The 16,923-nt window shown below is 61.5% G+C and carries 19 protein-coding genes; 7 read left to right on the top strand and 12 right to left on the bottom strand.

The window, feature by feature from the left end; genetic code table 11:
• Positions 1-84: 84 nt before the first annotated feature.
• The 6 genes from hemA (at position 85) to ALTER154_RS15370 (ending at position 5,530) form a co-directional block, all read left to right on the top strand.
• Positions 85-1,380 (top strand): glutamyl-tRNA reductase, encoded by a 1,296-nt coding sequence (gene hemA / locus ALTER154_RS15395; protein ID WP_090251448.1) that lies wholly within the window; start codon positions 85-87, stop codon positions 1,378-1,380.
• 9 nt (positions 1,381-1,389) lie between these two features.
• Positions 1,390-2,472, top strand: a complete 1,083-nt coding sequence (gene prfA / locus ALTER154_RS15390; protein ID WP_160088327.1) for a peptide chain release factor 1 — start codon at positions 1,390-1,392, stop codon at positions 2,470-2,472.
• 51 nt (positions 2,473-2,523) lie between these two features.
• On the top strand, positions 2,524-3,357 hold the full coding sequence (gene prmC, locus ALTER154_RS15385) for a peptide chain release factor N(5)-glutamine methyltransferase (RefSeq protein ID WP_160088326.1): 834 nt from the start codon (positions 2,524-2,526) through the stop codon (positions 3,355-3,357).
• A 19-nt stretch (positions 3,358-3,376) separates the two neighbouring features.
• Positions 3,377-4,135, top strand: coding sequence for a molybdopterin-synthase adenylyltransferase MoeB (locus tag ALTER154_RS15380; RefSeq protein WP_160090166.1), 759 nt, complete (start codon positions 3,377-3,379; stop codon positions 4,133-4,135).
• Complete coding sequence (gene murI, locus ALTER154_RS15375) at positions 4,128-4,925, top strand: glutamate racemase (RefSeq protein WP_160088325.1); 798 nt, start codon at positions 4,128-4,130, stop codon at positions 4,923-4,925. The genes ALTER154_RS15380 and murI overlap by 8 nt, the downstream gene beginning before the upstream one ends.
• A gap of 89 nt (positions 4,926-5,014) precedes the next feature.
• Positions 5,015-5,530 carry an acyloxyacyl hydrolase gene (locus tag ALTER154_RS15370; protein WP_160088324.1) on the top strand — a complete coding sequence of 172 codons (516 nt, stop codon included), beginning with the start codon at positions 5,015-5,017 and terminating at the stop codon, positions 5,528-5,530.
• 142 nt (positions 5,531-5,672) lie between these two features.
• Here the strand turns inward: ALTER154_RS15370 and ALTER154_RS15365 are convergent, their stop codons facing one another.
• The 12 genes from ALTER154_RS15365 to ALTER154_RS15310 all read right to left on the bottom strand — a co-directional run bounded on the left by ALTER154_RS15365 (position 5,673) and on the right by ALTER154_RS15310 (position 15,826).
• Entirely contained in the window at positions 5,673-5,984 is a 312-nt protein-coding gene (locus tag ALTER154_RS15365) for a YkgJ family cysteine cluster protein (RefSeq protein ID WP_160088323.1), read from the bottom strand.
• Between the two features lie 86 nt (positions 5,985-6,070).
• Positions 6,071-6,598, bottom strand: coding sequence for a DUF2878 domain-containing protein (locus ALTER154_RS15360; protein ID WP_090251463.1), 528 nt, complete (start codon positions 6,596-6,598; stop codon positions 6,071-6,073).
• The gene (locus ALTER154_RS15355; protein WP_160088322.1) at positions 6,591-7,865 is read right to left on the bottom strand and encodes a cyclopropane-fatty-acyl-phospholipid synthase family protein; all 1,275 of its coding nucleotides are present in this window, start codon (positions 7,863-7,865) and stop codon (positions 6,591-6,593) included. The genes ALTER154_RS15360 and ALTER154_RS15355 overlap by 8 nt, the downstream gene beginning before the upstream one ends.
• Complete coding sequence (locus ALTER154_RS15350) at positions 7,852-8,652, bottom strand: DUF1365 domain-containing protein (protein WP_160090164.1); 801 nt, start codon at positions 8,650-8,652, stop codon at positions 7,852-7,854. Before ALTER154_RS15350 ends, ALTER154_RS15355 begins: the two co-directional genes overlap by 14 nt.
• Positions 8,653-8,669: 17 nt before the next feature.
• Positions 8,670-9,917 (bottom strand): NAD(P)/FAD-dependent oxidoreductase, encoded by a 1,248-nt coding sequence (locus tag ALTER154_RS15345; RefSeq protein WP_160088321.1) that lies wholly within the window; start codon positions 9,915-9,917, stop codon positions 8,670-8,672.
• Complete coding sequence (locus tag ALTER154_RS15340) at positions 9,914-10,693, bottom strand: SDR family oxidoreductase (protein WP_160088319.1); 780 nt, start codon at positions 10,691-10,693, stop codon at positions 9,914-9,916. Before ALTER154_RS15340 ends, ALTER154_RS15345 begins: the two co-directional genes overlap by 4 nt.
• Entirely contained in the window at positions 10,690-11,112 is a 423-nt protein-coding gene (locus tag ALTER154_RS15335; RefSeq protein WP_090251474.1) for a nuclear transport factor 2 family protein, read from the bottom strand. The genes ALTER154_RS15340 and ALTER154_RS15335 overlap by 4 nt, the downstream gene beginning before the upstream one ends.
• Complete coding sequence (phrB, locus tag ALTER154_RS15330) at positions 11,109-12,548, bottom strand: deoxyribodipyrimidine photo-lyase (RefSeq protein WP_160090162.1); 1,440 nt, start codon at positions 12,546-12,548, stop codon at positions 11,109-11,111. The genes ALTER154_RS15335 and phrB overlap by 4 nt, the downstream gene beginning before the upstream one ends.
• Before the next feature lie 14 nt (positions 12,549-12,562).
• Positions 12,563-13,504 carry a MerR family transcriptional regulator gene (locus ALTER154_RS15325; protein ID WP_372239931.1) on the bottom strand — a complete coding sequence of 314 codons (942 nt, stop codon included), beginning with the start codon at positions 13,502-13,504 and terminating at the stop codon, positions 12,563-12,565.
• Positions 13,501-14,466, bottom strand: a complete 966-nt coding sequence (locus ALTER154_RS15320; RefSeq protein WP_160088317.1) for a DUF523 and DUF1722 domain-containing protein — start codon at positions 14,464-14,466, stop codon at positions 13,501-13,503. The genes ALTER154_RS15325 and ALTER154_RS15320 overlap by 4 nt, the downstream gene beginning before the upstream one ends.
• A 125-nt stretch (positions 14,467-14,591) precedes the next feature.
• On the bottom strand, positions 14,592-14,837 hold the full coding sequence (locus ALTER154_RS15315; RefSeq protein WP_160088315.1) for a TIGR02450 family Trp-rich protein: 246 nt from the start codon (positions 14,835-14,837) through the stop codon (positions 14,592-14,594).
• Complete coding sequence (locus ALTER154_RS15310; RefSeq protein ID WP_160088313.1) at positions 14,834-15,826, bottom strand: NAD(P)/FAD-dependent oxidoreductase; 993 nt, start codon at positions 15,824-15,826, stop codon at positions 14,834-14,836. Before ALTER154_RS15310 ends, ALTER154_RS15315 begins: the two co-directional genes overlap by 4 nt.
• A 193-nt stretch (positions 15,827-16,019) precedes the next feature.
• Between ALTER154_RS15310 and ALTER154_RS15305 the strand changes: the two genes are divergently transcribed.
• Entirely contained in the window at positions 16,020-16,922 is a 903-nt protein-coding gene (locus tag ALTER154_RS15305) for a TIGR01777 family oxidoreductase (RefSeq protein ID WP_160088311.1), read from the top strand.
• The last annotated feature ends 1 nt before the right edge of the window (position 16,923 follow it).

Raw genomic sequence — 16,923 nt, 5'->3', positions numbered from 1 at the left:
TATTGGGACAATCGGCCGCAGTGGTTGTTCTCGCTTTGCCGAAGTAGGACAATTGCCGGCTTCCACTCCCTGTCAGCGACGTGCATGGCCTTTATTGCCCTCGGTATCAACCACAAGACCGCCTCGGTGGACGTCCGCGAACGCGTGGCTTTCACTCCTGAGCAGTTGGTTGAGGCATTGCAGCAGCTGTGTCAGCGCACCAGCAGTAGAGAGGCGGCGATTCTCTCGACCTGCAATCGCAGTGAGCTGTATCTCGAGCAGGATGAGCTGAGCGCTGACGAAGTGCTGGCCTGGTTGGCCAACTACCATCGCTTGAGCCTCGAAGAATTGCGCGCCTGCGCCTATATCCATGCCGATGACGAAGCCGTGCGCCATATGATGCGCGTGGCCTCGGGGCTGGACTCGATGGTGTTGGGCGAGCCGCAGATTCTCGGCCAAATGAAATCGGCATTTGCCGTAGCCCGTGAGGCCGGCACCCTCGGCCCGCTGCTTGGGCGCTTGTTTCAGGCCACCTTCAGCACCGCCAAGACAGTGCGCACCGATACCGCGATTGGCGAAAACCCGGTATCCGTGGCTTTTGCCGCCGTCAGCCTGGCCAAGCAGATTTTCGCCGACTTGCATCGCAGTCAGGCCCTGCTGATCGGCGCCGGTGAAACCATCAGCCTGGTCGCCCGCCATCTGCACGACCAGGGCATCAAGCGCATTGTGGTAGCCAATCGCACCCTGGAGCGCGCCAGTAGCCTGGCCGAACAATTTGGCGCGCATGCCGTGCTGCTGTCGGAAATCCCCGATGAGCTGGTCAACAGCGATATCGTGATCAGCTCCACTGCCAGCCAGCTGCCGATTCTCGGCAAGGGCGCGGTCGAGCGCGCGTTGAAGCAGCGTAAGCACAAGCCGATCTTTATGGTCGACATCGCCGTACCGCGCGATATCGAGCCGGAAGTCGGCGAATTGGACGACGTTTACCTCTACACCGTCGATGACCTGCACGAAGTGATCGCGGAGAACCTCAAGAGCCGCCAGGGCGCGGCCCAGGCCGCCGAAGAGCTGGTCAGTGTCGGCGCCCGCGACTTTATGCAGCGCCTGCGCGAGCTGGCCGCAGTGGATGTGCTTAAGGCCTACCGTCAGCAGGCTGAGCGTTTGCGTGATGAGGAGCTGAACAAGGCCCTGCGTCTGCTCAACAATGGCAGTTCGGCCGAGGATGTGCTGGCGCTGCTGGCCCGCGGCCTCACCAACAAGCTGCTGCATGCGCCCAGTGTGCAGCTGAAAAAATTCTCTGCTGACGGCCGCGTCGATGCGCTGGGCGTGGCCCAAGAACTGTTTGCCCTCGACGAGGGCGCGCCGCCTGCTTCTACCCATAGCAGTTCGGCTAATAAATAAAGGTCTGCAATGAAAGCGTCACTGATCAATAAACTCGACCTGTTGCAGGATCGTTTCGAAGAGCTGACCGCGTTGCTCGGCGATGCCGAGGTGATCAGCAACCAGCCGCAGTTTCGCGCCTACTCCAAGGAGTACGCCGAGATTGAGCCGGTATACCAGGCGTTCAGTGCGTTTCGGAAAGTCCAGTCCGACCTCGAAGGCGCCCAGGCGCTGCTCAAAGACAGCGACCCGGACATGCGCGAGATGGCCGAAGAGGAAGTTGCCGAGGCCAAGGAGCAGCTGATCGAGCTGGAAGTCAGCCTGCAGCGCATGCTGCTGCCGAAAGACCCCAACGACGGCCGTAACGTATTTCTCGAAGTGCGCGCCGGCACCGGCGGCGACGAGGCAGCGATCTTCTCCGGCGACCTGTTCCGTATGTACTCGCGTTATGCCGAGAAGCAGGGCTGGCGTGTGGAAGTGCTGTCGGCCAGCGAAGGCGAGCATGGCGGCTACAAAGAGGTCATTGCCCGGGTCGAGGGCGACAACGTTTACGGCAAGCTCAAATTTGAGTCCGGCGCCCACCGCGTGCAGCGCGTGCCGGAAACCGAATCCCAAGGCCGTATCCACACCTCGGCCTGTACCGTCGCCGTGCTGCCCGAGCCGGATGAGCAGATGGCCATCGACATCAACCCAGCCGATCTGCGTGTCGACACCTACCGCAGCTCCGGTGCCGGCGGCCAGCACGTTAACACCACCGACTCGGCGATCCGCATCACTCACATTCCCACCGGCACCGTGGTGGAATGTCAGGAAGAGCGCTCGCAGCACAAGAACCGCGCCAAGGCCATGGCCTGGCTCGCGGCGAAATTGAAAGACCAACAGGAAGCCGCCGCGCACAAGGAAATTTCCGATTCGCGCAAACTGCTGGTGGGCTCCGGTGACCGCTCCGAGCGCATTCGCACCTATAACTTCCCGCAAGGTCGGGTCACAGATCACCGCATCAACCTGACCCTGTATTCGCTCAACGAAGTGATTGCCGGCGGCGTCGAGGCGATTATCGAGCCGCTGCTGGTCGAGTATCAGGCCGATCAGTTGGCCGCGCTGGGTGATTGATGCGGGTTTGAGCATGTCCCGGAGTGCATCCGGGCTACGGAAATAAAGCCCATGGCCACTATCGAATCCCTGCTTAGCCACGCCGAACTGCCTGACTCGCCTACCCCGAGGCTGGACGCCGAGCTATTGCTCGCCCATGCCCTGGGCAAGTCGCGCAGCTATCTGCACACCTGGCCGGAGCGTGAGCTTGAGGCCGAGCAGCTTGAGCGTTATCAGGTGATGCTGGTGCGGCGTCAGGCCGGCGAGCCGGTGGCCTATATCCTCGGTCAGCAGGGCTTCTGGAGCCTGGATCTGGAAGTTGCCTCGCATACCCTGATTCCGCGCCCGGATACCGAGTTGCTGGTGGAAACTGTTCTCGCGCTGCTGCCAGCTACGCCTGCTGCGCTGCTTGATCTCGGCACTGGCACCGGTGCGATTGCTCTGGCCTTGGCCAGCGAGCGCCCTGCCTGGAGACTAACTGGTGTGGATCGCGTACCCGATGCGGTGTCCCTGGCCGAACGTAACCGAGCGCGGCTCAACCTGAACAATGCCAGCTTTATTGAAAGCCACTGGTTTAGCGCCCTTGCTGGCCAGCGTTATCAGCTGATTGTCAGCAACCCGCCGTATATCGCCGCCGATGATCGCCACCTGGCCGAAGGCGATGTGCGCTTCGAACCGAGCAGCGCGCTGGTAGCCGGTGCGGACGGGCTGGACGATATTCGCCTGATTATCCAGCAGGCTCCGGACTATCTTGAAGCAGGCGGCTGGCTGCTGCTGGAGCATGGCTTCGACCAGGCTGCGGCAGTGCGCGAGCTACTTAGCGCGCGTGGCTTTAGCGCAGTGGAGAGCCGGCGTGACCTGGGCGGCCATGAGCGCATCAGTCTGGGACGCTTCGATAATGAGTGACGCCATGAGTGCGCAGGACATGCTGAATGACGAGGAGCTGCTGCGCTACAGCCGGCAGATTCTCCTGCAACAGATTGATATCGCCGGCCAGCTACGTCTGAAACACAGCCGCGCGTTGATTATCGGCCTCGGCGGCCTGGGTTCGCCGGTGGCGCTGTACCTGGCAGCCGCCGGGGTCGGTGAATTGCATTTGGCGGACTTCGATACGGTCGACCTGACCAACCTGCAGCGGCAGATCGCTCACGATACTTCCAGCATCGGTCAGAGCAAGGTCGACTCGGCGAGCAAGCGCCTGCTGGCGATCAACCCGCAGCTGCGCCTGCAGGCCCATCGTCAGGGCCTGGACAGCGACTCCCTTGCCGCCGCAGTGACGGCAGTGGATCTGGTGCTGGATTGCTCGGACAACTTCAACACCCGCGAGGCGGTTAACGCCGCCTGTGTAGCAGCCAAGGTGCCGCTGGTCAGTGGCGCGGCGATTCGCCTGGAAGGCCAGCTCTCGGTGTTCGATCCGCGCCGTGGCGACAGTCCGTGCTACCACTGCATCTATGGCCACGGCAGCGAGGCCGAGCTGACTTGTAGCGAAGCCGGTGTGGTCGGCCCATTGGTTGGCCTGGTCGGTAGTTTGCAGGCGCTGGAAGCCTTGAAGCTGCTGGCGCAGTTTGGCGAGCCGCTGGTAGGGCGTCTGCTGCTGATCGAAGCGCTTGGTAGCCGTTTCCGCGAGCTGCGGGTCAAGCGTGATCCGGGCTGTAGCGTGTGTGGAGTGGCCAGCGGTGAGTAACGCGCCGATTGGCGTATTCGACTCCGGCGTCGGCGGCTTGTCGGTGCTGCGCGAGATTCGCGCGTTGCTGCCGAATGAGTCGCTGCTGTATGTCGCCGACAGCGGCCATGTGCCCTACGGCGAGAAGAGCCCGGAATTTATCCGCGAACGCTGCCGGGTGTTGGCCGATTTTCTCCTCAGTCAGGGCGCCAAGGCGCTGGTGCTGGCCTGCAATACCGCCACGGTAGCGGGGGTAGCCGAGTTGCGTGAGCTCTATCCGCAGCTGCCATTAGTGGGCATGGAGCCGGCAGTCAAGCCTGCGGCCGCCGCCACGCAGAGTGGTGTAGTCGGTGTGCTGGCCACAACCGGCACGCTGAAAAGCGCCAAATTCGCCGCCTTGCTCGACCGTTTTGCCAGCGATGTGCGGGTGATTACTCAGCCTTGTCCGGGGTTGGTCGAGCGTATCGAGGCCGGCGAGCTGGATAGCCTTGCCACCCGCGAGCTGCTGCAGGGCTTTGTCGCACCGCTACTGGCTGAAGGCTGTGACACGCTGATTCTCGGCTGCACCCATTACCCCTTTATCAAACCGCTGCTGCGCAGCCTAGTGCCAGATTCGATCAGCCTGATCGACACGGGCGCGGCAGTGGCGCGGCAAGTCCAGCGCCTGCTGACCAGCCATGATCTGCTCGCCTGCTGTCCGGCGCAGCCTGCGCAGTTCTGGTCGAGTGGTGATCCAGCGGCCATGCAGCGGGTGTTGCCGCTGCTGTGGGGCGATGCGGCGCTGGTCAGCGACCTACCTGGCACGGTTTAGCCATAAGTCGGCTTTCTCTGTAGCTAATAATTTCTATACTCTCAGGCAGCGTCAGCAAGCTTCTACTTGGGTGGATAAGGACTATTACCATGAGAAAAGTCGTGACTCTGGCTGCGTTGGCAGCCTTGGCTTGGGGGCAAGTCAGTGCAGTGCAGGCGATGGATCTAAGCGTGGCGGTGGGCCAGACGGGCGACTCGACCATGACCTATCGCCTGGGCACCCAGTTCGATTTCAACCAGAGCTGGTTTGTCAGTGATGTCGGTCGTCTGACCGGTTACTGGGATGCGGCGTACACCTACTGGGACGGTGACGAAGCCTCTAGCAATCACAGCCTTTCGCTCAGTCCGGTGTTCGTCTACGAGTTTGCTGGCGAGCGCGTCAAACCCTATATCGAAGCCGGTATCGGCATTGCCGCGTTTAGCAGCACCGAGCTGGAAGACAACGACCTGGGCTCGTCTTTCCAGTTTGAAGACCGCATCGGTTTCGGTGTACGTTTCGCCGGGCAGGAAATCGGCGTGCGCGCACTGCATTACTCCAACGCCGGGCTTAAACAACCCAACGATGGCGTTGAGAGTTATAGCCTGCATTACCGCATGAGTTTCTAGCGGTTTGAGCTGTTAAAAAGCCGGATTGTTATCCGGCTTTTTTCTGGCCTGCCGTCCATGGCGGCCACCCCTACGGAGTCATCGCTGTGCGACGTTAAAAGACGTTCCTGACGATATTTTGTGCCTGCAGTAAACCGCGCACTCAGCGGTAGATGCTGCTCATGCCCTTGCGCTCGTCCAGGCACTCGGGGGAGGCAGTTTCGAATTCGCGGCAGATCAGTGGGCGCACTTCGTAAATGGTGCAGCGCATGCTGTCGCGGTCCAGTGCGGCGCACCAGCCGTCGTCCAGGCGCAGCATGACTTCGCCGCCCCAGTCATCGGTGTCGATATAGCGGGGCGGCACGCCAGTGTCGGTGATTAGCATGACTTCCAGCTGGCAGCAGCAGGCGGCGCAGTTGCTGCAGCTGACTGCGGGGTCGTTCGCGAGTTGGGTATGGGGGATGTGTTGACTCATGCCGCGCAGTGTACGCCATCAGCATTACGCCGGCGCTTAAGGCCGACGTAGGGCGTTGTCCATCGGCGTTATGTGGCGCTTGCCGGCTACGCCGACTGGCGTGTGCGCAAGCGTTGCTCGTACTGGCTGCGATAAAGCTTGGCGAAGCCATGCAGCACGGGCATCACCACGGCCCAGATGGCGCCGATCAGCAGCAGGCTTTGCCAGGTGCCGTAGGGCAGGCCGACGCCGGCGATCTGCGCGCCGCCGTAATAGGACAGCGGTGCGCCAATCGCGCCGAGCAGGCTGCCGCGCCACCAGGGTTGCGCGGTCCAGGCCAGGCAGTGGTTGAGCGTGGTGGCCATCAGCAGCCACAGGCTGGCCAGCCACAGCGGGATCAATGTGCGGGGCTCGCCGAAATCGAACACGCCGAGGTTGAGCAGGAAGCTGTCCAGCGCGCTGCCAGCGAGAAACACCGTGATCAGCAGCTTGCCTTCTGCCGCCCAGCTGCTGGTCCAAAGCAGGTGCACCGCCAGCATCGCTGCCACACTCAGCAGCCACAGGCTGTCGCCGCCGAAGACGCAGGCAAACCAGCCAAGCTGAAATAGCAGGGTGTTGACGATCAATTTAGGCATTGAAGTTTCCCAGTAGCGGAGCTGGACGTGCCGCCGGCTTGGCCAGCAACAGCTGCGCGGTGCCGATGGTGCGCTCGATAAAGCCGCCCTCGCAGTAGCACAGGTAGAACTCCCAGAGGCGGAAGAAGTAGTCGTCATAACCCTGCTGCTCCAGCTTGTGCCGTGCCTGGCGCAGGTTGTCGTGCCAGATGCGCAGGGTGCGCGCATAGTGCAGGCCGAAATCTTCCATGTGGTGCAGGTTCATGTCGGTTTTGGCGCTGATGATTTCCAGCATTTTATTCACCGACGGCAAGGCACCACCGGGGAAGATGTAGCGTTGAATGAAGTCCACCGCGTTTTTCGCCTGTTCATAGCGCTGGTCACGGATGGTGATGGCCTGCAGCAGCATCAGGCCGTCGGGCTTGAGCAGGTTGGCGCATTGCTGGAAGTAGGTGGGCAGGAAACGATGGCCAACGGCCTCGATCATCTCGATCGATACCAGCTTATCGAACTGCCCGCTCAGGTCGCGGTAGTCCTCCAGCAGCAGGGTGATCTGCCCTTGCAGGCCTTGCTCCTGAATGCGTCGTTCGGTGTAGGCGTACTGCTCACGCGATAAGGTGGTGGTGGTCACCTTACAGCCGTAATGGGTCGCGGCGTAGATCGCCATGCTGCCCCAGCCCGTGCCGATTTCCAGCAGGTGGTCGCTGGGCTTGAGGGCAAGCTTCTGGCAGATGCGCTCCAGCTTGTTAAGTTGCGCTTGCTCAAGGCTGTCATCGGCGCTGCGAAACATGGCCGCCGAATACATCATGGTCGGATCGAGGAACTGTTCAAACAGATCATTGCCGAGGTCGTAATGCGCCGAGATGTTCTTGCGCGAGCCCTTGCGGGTATTGCGATTAAGCCAGTGCAGGCCCTGGATCAGCGGACGACCCAGCTGAGCCAGGCCGCTTTCCATGGCGTCGAGGACGTCGAGATTGCTGACGAATACGCGGATCACCGCGGTCAGGTCCGGAGTGGTCCAGTAACCGTGGATATAGGCTTCACCCGAGCCGATCGAGCCATTGCCGGCCACCAACCCCCAGACCGCACCATCCTGCACCTGAATCTCGGCACTGAGGCTGGAGTGGGCATCGCCGAATTCCATGCGTTCATCACCTTCAACGATCACCAGCTGGCCATGGCGCAGTTGTTTCAGCTGGCGCAGTACCGCACGGCGCAGCAGGCTGGCACCAATGCCGCTGCCGGCACGCACCACATGTTTGGCGGAGGTCAGGCTAGAGCTTTTCATGGAGGGCGTCCTTTGATGCGGGGCGGGCGACGCGGAAATCACCTTCAGCGGCCCGGTGGGTGAACAGGGGAATACGTTTGAGCAGCAGGCGCAGGGCTTGCCAGTAAATGGCGGCCACGGTCTTGCCAGTCATCCAGGGAAAGTGCAGCAAATAACGGTGCAGGCTGGCGCGGTTGAGTTCAGTGCGTTGCAGGCTGAGGCTGGCGTCGAAGAGTTTTTCCTCGCCTTGCCAGTCGGCCATATGAATGCCCAGACGCTCACCGGCCGGGCTGAAACTCATGCGGTATTCCAGCTCGCGCGGCAGAAAAGGCGAGACGTGAAACGCCTTGGCCACAGCAACATGCAGGTGTCCCTCACCCTCGGCCGGCAGCACGTAGTGATAACGCTCACGGAAGGGCGTGTTGCTCACTTCGCAGAGAATCGCTGCCAGGCGGCCATCGGTTTCATGGCAGTAGAAAAAACTCGCCGGGTTGAAACTCAACCCCCAACTGCGCGGCTGGGTTAGTAGGCAAATGCGGCCCAGGGGCGTGCGGCCCAACGCTTCAGTGACGCGTTGGCGCACGGCATCGACCAGGCGGATACCAGCACCGGTGAACTGCGGCAAGTAGTCTGTTTCGCGAAAAGCAAAGGGCGCAAAGCGGCCGTGCCCGGCCAAGGGCGACAGCGCAAGCACAGCCTCCTGCTCACTCAGATCGAGGTAGAGCAGGCCCATGCGATAGCGAAAGTTATGCAGCCGCGGGGCAAAGCGCCGGTGCTGTACCCAGCCGCTGTACAGGGCGCTGTTCAGTGCCGTGGTGCTGTTCACTAGAGTGCTTCGCCGAATTCACGAGCCACGCGCAGCGCGCTGACCACGCCATCTTCGTGGAAACCATTGGCCCAGTAGGCACCACAAAAGTAGCTGTGGTTGGCACCGAGCAGCTCTTCCCAACGCGCCTGTGCGGCCATGCCGGCCAGGCTGTATTGCGGGTGGGCATAGGTGTAGCGCGCCAGGATTTTGCTTGGGTCGATTGCGGCGGTCTGGTTCAGGCTGACGCAGAAGGTGGTGTCGCTCTGGATGCCTTGCAGGATGTTCATGTCATAGGTGACGGCGGCGGGCTGATCCACTGGGCCGCCGAGGCGGTAGTTCCAGCTGGCCCAGGCCAGTGGCCGTTTCGGCAACAGGCGGGTGTCGGTGTGCAGCACCACGTCGTTATCGGCATAGGGCAGTGCACCGAGGATGGCCTGTTCGGTTGACGTCGGCGCGGCCAGCAACGCCAGGGCCTGGTCGCTGTGGCAGGCAAACACCACTTTGTCGAAGCGCTCGCTACCGGCAGCGCTGTGCACGGTCACACCGTCGCCATCGCGTTCAACTCGGGTCACTGCGCAGTTCAGGCGGATGTGTTGCTTGAACGATTCGGTCAACGGCGCCACATAGCTGCTGGAGCCGCCTTCGATCACGCACCACTGCGGGCGGTCGCTGACAGACAGCAAACCGTGGTTTTTGAAGAAGCGCACAAAGAACTGCAGCGGGAAACCGAGCATGTCATTCAGCGACATCGACCAGATCGCGGCGCCCATGGGCACGATGTAATGCTGGATAAAGCGCTCGCTGTAGCCATTGTCCTTGAGGTAATCGCCCAGGGTCATATCACTGGCGATGAGTTGCTGATTAAGGTCGTTCAGCGCCTCGCGGTTGAAGCGCAGGATGTCGCGCACCATGCCCCAGAATTTCGGCGACAGCAGGTTACGACGCTGAGCGAACAGGCTGTTGAGGTTGTGGCCGTTGTATTCCACGCCGCTGATGGGATCGCTGACCGAGAAGCTCATCTCGGTAGCCTTGAAGCCCACGCCGAGCTGGCTCAGTAGGCGGATGAAGTTGGGGTAGGTCCAGTCGTTAAACACGATAAAACCGGTGTCCACGGCATAGCTTTGACCACCGACTTGTACATCCACGGTATGGGTGTGACCGCCAATCCAGTCACTGGCTTCGAACACCGTGATGGCGTGGTTACGGTTGAGCAGGTAAGCGCTGGTCAAACCGGCGATACCGCTGCCGATAATGGCGATCTTCATTGGCTGTCCTTAGTCTTGGCTTCAGTGCGGGCCATACTGGCGCCGATGGCCACCTGCACACGCTTGGGCAAATGGCCGAGCAGTTTGAGCATGGCGATAAACGGGCCTGGGAAATTGATTTCAAACGGCTGCTGGTGCAGGCGCTCGGCGATATAGCGCGCGGCTTTTTCAACCGGCCAGCGCATCGGCATGGGGAAGTCGTTTTTCTGCGTCAGCGGGGTGTCGACAAACCCGGGGCTGACCAGGGTAACGGCTATGTGCTCGGCGTGCAGGTCGATGCGCAACGCTTCCATCAGGTAGCGCATGGCGGCCTTGGAGGCACCGTAGGCTTCTGCACGTGGCAGTGGCATGAACGTCACCGAGCTGCCCACCCCTACCAGCTGAGCGCGGTTACCCAGGCGCAATAAGGGCAGGGCGGCTTCGATGCAGTAACTGGCCGAGAGCAGGTTGGCGCGCATCACGCGTTCGACCATCGCCGCCTCGAAGGCGCTGACCTCGACATATTCGCAGGTGCCGGCATTAAGGATGGCGCAGTCCAGCGCCCCCCATACCTGGGCAATGTGCTCGCCGATGGCGCGTACTTGGGCGGCATCGCTGAGGTCGCCGGCCACCACCAGTACTTGCTGCGGATAGCGCTTGGCCAGTGCCTGCAAAGGCTCAAGGCTGCGTGCGCTGAGGGCCAGGCGATGACCTTGTTCGAGCAGTTGTTCGGCCAAGGCAGCGCCAATGCCACTGCTGGCGCCGGTGAGCCAGATGCGCCGTGCGTTCGCGTTCATGCCAACCTCCGTTTCAGCCAGCGAATTGCCGAGCCGAGTAAGGGCAGATGCTCGTAGAGCAGGCTGCCGGCGTCGAAATAGTCACGGTGACGATAGACCTTGTCCTGCCACAGCAGGTGCGAGCAACCTTCCACGCGGATCAGTTGGCCGCCAGCGAGGCGTGGGTGGCGGTAACTCATGGTCCAGCGCAGGTAGCCTTCACCGTCGCGCACCTGGTCAAAACCGTAGAAGTCAAAGCGCAGTTCGCTGACGTTAGCGTACATGTCGCCGAAGTAACGCTGCATATTGGCCAGTCCGCGCACTTCATGCAGCGGGTCGCAGAACAACGCGTCGTCGCTGTACAGCTGGCCCAGCCGATCGAGATTGTCTTTGTTCAGCCCGGCAAAGTCTTGGGCGAACTGACGCAGAAAGTCGCTCACAGGGCCACCTCGCCGGCAAAGTGCGGCAGGCTTTTGAATGCGGCCAGCGCGCGCGCGCGGCTCTTGCTCAGGTCGACAATTGGCGTCGAATAGTCGGCGATACCAAACAAACCGCCCATCCCAGCAGGGTTGTGGATATTGGTTTTATTAAGCCCCACCAGCTCAGGCAGCCATTGGCGGATAAAGCGGCCATCTGGATCGAATTTCTGTGACTGGCTCAGCGGGTTGAAGATGCGGAAATACGGCGCCGAATCGGTGCCGGTGGAGGAGCTCCATTGCCAGCCGCCGTTATTGGCCGCCAGGTCGCCGTCAATCAGGTGGCGCATAAAGAATCGCTCGCCCTCGCGCCAGTCGATCAGCAGGTTTTTGGTGAGAAACATGGCCACGATCATACGCAGGCGGTTGTGCATCCAGCCAGTAGCCAATAGTTGGCGCATGGCCGCATCAATGATCGGAAAGCCGGTACGACCTTCCTGCCAGGCTTTCAGCTCCAGCGGTGCATCACGCCAGGCTACGGCCTCGGTTTCCGGGCGGAAGGCTCGGTGCATGGACACGCGCGGGTAGCCCACCAGGATGTGCTTGTAGAACTCGCGCCAGAGCAGTTCGTTGATCCAGGTAATCACCCCCACGTTGCCGCTGTCGAACTCGCCCTGATTAACCTGCAAGGCTGCATGCAGGCATTGGCGTGGCGAGATTACGCCAGCAGCCAGGTAGGCGGACAGCTGGCTGGTGCCGGGCTGTGCGGGGAAGTCGCGGGCGCTTTGGTAGAAGTCGATCTGCTGCGCGGCAAACGCATCCAGGCGCCGCGCGGCCTCGGCTTCTCCGGCGGGCCACAGGTCACGCAAGTCCGTCGGGGGCAGGGCGAAGCCGGTAACGTGCTCAGGGATCGCATCCTGTTGGATCGCCAGCGGCGCCTGCGCCTTGGGCGTGGCGATCAGTGCCGGCAGGGCCGTGTGCAGGCGTTGATAGCAGACCTTGCGGAACTGGCTGTACACCTGGAAGTAGCCGCCGGATTTGGTCAGTACACTGCCGGGCTTAAAGAACAGTTGATCCAGGTGGCTGCGGAAATTTATTCCCAAGCCATCAAGGGTTTTCGCTACGGCCTGATCGCGGCGGCTTTCATGCACGCCGTACTCTTCATTGACCTGCACGCTGCCAATTTGCAGCTGTTGGCACAGTTCGCCGATCACCTGCGGCGCGGCACTCCAGTCGTCAGCCTCACGCACCAGCAATGGCACGTTGAGTTTGCTCAGCTCGGTGGCCAGTTCGTTTAGGTTGCGCAGCCAGAAGTCGACTTTGCTCGGTGCGTCATCGTGCGCCAGCCATTGGCTGGGGCTGATCAGGAACAGCGCCACGGTTGGCCCACTGCTCATGGCGGCGGCCAGGGCGCTGTTGTCCTGCACGCGCAGGTCGGTACGAAACCACATCAGTTGCAGCATGGTATTTCCCATCAGCTGTGCAGCAGGTTGAGATCGGTAAGGCTGTGCAGTGCAGCCAGAGGGTCCGCTGCCAGGCTCAGCTCAGCATTCTGCGCGGTGATCGCCACCAGCTCCTCGGCGTGAATCTGTACCACCTGGCCGACCAGCAGGCAGGGGCAGTCGTAACCGCCAAGCAGGCGTTGCAGGTGGGTGCTGTTCAGCGCCTGACTGGAATACAGCAACACCGCACGCGGTTGAATGTGCTCAACCGCCAGGGCGAGTTCGGTGGGTGGCAGTGGCCAGTCAAAGACCTCCACTGGGCAGCCGGCGCTGCTTGCCAGCCAGGCGGTCAGCCACAGACCAGGGGCCATCGGCAGGTCGGAGACGTTGATCAGCAACAGCGACGCGCCGTTGTACTGGCGGTTGTTGTGGTACAGGCGTGCACCAAGTTTGCTGCGCAGCCAGGAATAGAAAAACACTCGCTCAGCCTGTGCTCCGAACTGGTTGCGCCAACGCAGTTCCAGTTCTTCAAACAAAGGCAGAAGCAGCTGTTGGCATAGGGTATGGGGCGGATACAGCGCCAACTCGCTGTTGAAACAGTCGTCCAGGCGGCGCTCGTTGAGGTTGCAGATCGCTTCCTGCAGCTGCTGGCGCCGCGTGTCCCATTGCGAGCTGGCTTCGGCAAACGCCGGTTGGCCAGCGCGTAGCAAGCCTTTGACTTGGCTGACCGACACGCCACGATTCAGCCAGGTCAGAATCGCCTGGATGCGTGTGACATGCTCATCGGCATACAGGCGATGTCCTTTGGGGGTGCGGTGCGGCACGATCAGGCCATAGCGCCGCTCCCAGGCACGTAAGGTAACGGCGTTAACGCCGGTAATACGTGCCACATCGCGGATCGGCATAAAGCCTTGGGCAATGGCCGCCTGGTAGTCGTCGGCGGCAGCGCCGTCATTCATGGGTTCAAGGCTCATAGCGCATTACGCAGGCTGAGGTTTTCCGGGTGGGGCTGCAGGTACACCTGCTGCGCAATATAGGTATCAGGATGGCGACGGAAGTGGTGCTTAAGCAGAGTCATGGGCACCACCAGCGGCACGACGCCATGACGGTATTGGCCGATCAGCTGCTGCATTTCCTGCTTTTCGTCGCTGCTCAGTGATTGCTTGAGGTAGCCACTGAGGTGCTGCAGCACGTTGCTGTGGGTGCGACGGGTGGCGCAGCTTTTCAGAGCGCTCATCAAGTCGCTGAAGTAGCGCGGTGCCAGTTCGTTGAGGTCCTGCTGACCAAGGTTGCCGAGCATGCGGCCCAGGTGTTTGTACTGCACCGGGTTGGTGGCCATAAGTAGGTATTTGTAGCGCGAGTGGAAGTCGATCAGGCTTTTGCGCGTCAGGCCATCGCGTAACAGCTGTTGCCATTCGGAGTAAGCAAACACGCGGGTGATGAAGTTCTCGCGCAGGATTGGATCATTCAGGCGACCATCTTCTTCCACCGGGAGGTTAGGGTGCCGCGCACAAAATGCCTGAGCAAAGATGCCGCGCCCCGGTTCACTGGGGCGACCGTTTTCCTGGTAAACCTTGACCCGGTGCAAGCCGCAAGACGGCGACTGCTGCATAAAGATGTAGCCGCAGATATCGGTCAACTCACTGGCCATGCGTTCACCGTAGGCAGCCAGCGGTGCGGTGACATCCACCTCACGACTGACCGTGCCCACGGCGCGTGGCGCCTGAGGATCACCGACCAGGCGGATGGGCTCGCGGGGTACGCCCATGCCGATCGCCACTTCTGGGCAGAGCGGGGCAAAGTCGAAGTACTCACTGAGCGTGCGGCTGCACAGGCGCGATTCCTTGTGGCCGCCGTTGTAGCGTACCTCGGTGCCGAGCAGGCAAGCGCTAATGCCCAGTTTGGGTTTGCCAGTGGCGTGTGGTGATGGGCTCATGGGCAACCTCTGATGTGCGACTTGTACAGATCCTGTTGGATGTACAACTTGTCTTCATCATAGGTTTGTAATTGTACAAGTCAATATCTTTGTACAACTACTGTAGGGTTTTGTGTGTAAGGCTGTTACGTCCAGCCCATGCGCCAGTGCTCGGCGTTTTCCAACACACGCCAGTCCAGCCGCTGACAGCGTTGATTGAGCACCGCTTGCAGTTCGATCTGCAGCACCGTGCCTTCCTCGTCGCAGAACAGCTCGGTGACAAGAAAGTGCTTCTCACGGTTCTGCGGCAGCACCGCTGTCCATTTTGACAACAGCAGCTTGCGCGGATTGAGTCGGTGCTTCGCCGGTGCGTTGCGCGCGCGAGCGGTCATTGCAGGTGCTCAAGCAGGCGGCGAGCAGCTTCCTGGCCGCTGAGCCAGGCACCTTCGACACGACCGGACAGGCACCAGTCGCCGCAGGCATAGATGCCCAGGTCGGCATCGGCCAGTACACCCCATTGGTGCGCGCTGGCGGGGCGGGCGTAAAGCCAGCGGTGCGCCAGGCTGAAAGCCGGGGCCGGCACAGCGCAGCCGATCAGTTCGGCGAAGGCACCTAGCAGATGTTCGATCACTGCTTCCTTGGGCAGATCCAGGTGCTGTTTGGTCCACTGGCTGGTGGCGTGCAGCACCCAGGTGTCGAGCTGGGTGTCGCGGCCGGGTTTGCTGCGATTACGTGCCAGCCAGTCGAGCGGACTGTCCTGTACAAAACAGCCTTCCACGCGGGTTTCCAGCGTGCTGTTGAAGGCCAGGGCCACTGCCCAGGTTGGGTCCATGGCCACGCTGGCCGCCGCGCCAGCCAATTTCGGCACGCTCGACAGCAGCGCTGTGGCCTGAGGCGCGGGGGTGGCAACGATTACATGGCTGAACGGCCCATGGCTGTTGCCTTCGGCGTCCTGCAGGTGCCAGTGCTGCTCGCCGCGAAACACTTCGGTGATGCGGCAGGAGAAGGCCACGGGTAGTGCACCAAGCATTGCGCGAGTAATTGCACTCATGCGCGGGCTGCCGACCCAGCGCACTTGTTCATCCGGCGAGGCGCTGAGCTGACCGTTGTTGAAGTTGAAGAGACTGGGGGTCCACTCGGCGACCCAGCCACGCGCTTGCCACTGCTGCACCAACTCGACAAACCGGCGGTCGCGGGCGGTGAAGTACTGCGCGCCCAAATCCAATGCGCCGGCATCGCTACGCTTACTGGCCATACGGCCACCGCTGCCGCGGCTCTTGTCGAACAGTTGTACGGGGTGCCCGGCGGCATGCAGCGCCTGCGCGGCAGACAGCCCGGCGATGCCGGTGCCGATGATGGCGATGGGGTGAAGAGCGGTCATGGTCTACCTCGTGTTTTCAAGCTTTAGGCTACGCTTTAGACAAAAGCTATACAATATCGTTTTTGTGTATAAGCTATGCCGGAGTCGATCCTGCCTTTCTATAGTTAAGACAACCTGCAGCCGGATTGAAGCCACAAACGCGATTAATCCGTCGGTGGTCACCTATTGAGCACGGTCATACGAGGGCATTTCTATGCACATTCTTCTGACGGGCGGGACCGGTTTGATCGGGCAGGCGCTGTGCCGACACTGGTTGCAGCAAGGCCACCAACTGACGGTGTGGAGCCGAAGGCCCGAGCAGGTCGCGGCGCTCTGCGGGAACGCGGTGCGCGGTATTGGTCGGCTCGAAGAGCTGGGTGAAGAACCGCTGGATGCCGTGATCAACCTGGCCGGCGCACCGATTGCCGACCGGCCCTGGACGCGTAAACGCAAGGCATTGCTATGGGCCAGCCGGATTGGCCTGACCGAGCAATTGCTGGCCTGGCTGGAAAGCCGCGCGCACAAGCCGCAGGTGTTGTTGTCCGGTTCGGCAGTTGGCTGGTATGGCGACGGTGGCGAGCGTGAATTGCATGAAGATTCGCCGCCCGTCAGCAAGGATTTCGCCGCCCAACTGTGCGGTGCCTGGGAAGAAACCGCCCTGCGCGCTGAGGACTTAGGCATACGTGTGGTGTTACTGCGCACGGGGCTGGTGCTGGCTGCTGACGGCGGGCTGCTCAAGCGCCTGCTGTTGCCGTTCAAGCTTGGCCTGGGTGGCCCGCTCGGCAATGGCCGGCAGTGGATGCCGTGGATACATCTCAGCGACCAAATCGCCCTGATTGATTTTCTCCTGCAGCAGGACTCTGCGCGCGGTCCTTATAATGCCTGCGCGCCGACGCCGGAGCGTAACCGCGCCTTCAGCCAGGCCCTAGGCCGCGAGCTGCATCGCCCGGCCTTTATGCCGGCCCCTGCATTTGCCCTGCGCATGCTGCTGGGTGAGCTGTCGGTGCTGCTGCTCGGTGGCCAGCGTGCGATGCCGACGCGCTCGCAGGAGGCTGGCTTCAGTTTTCGTTTTACTCATTTGGATGTGGCCCTGGCAGATTTGCTCGGCCACCACTGAT

The organism is Pseudomonas sp. 9AZ, from assembly GCF_902506525.1.
Lineage (GTDB): Bacteria > Pseudomonadota > Gammaproteobacteria > Pseudomonadales > Pseudomonadaceae > Aquipseudomonas > Aquipseudomonas peli.
This window is presented reverse-complemented; position numbering and strand designations above follow the sequence as displayed.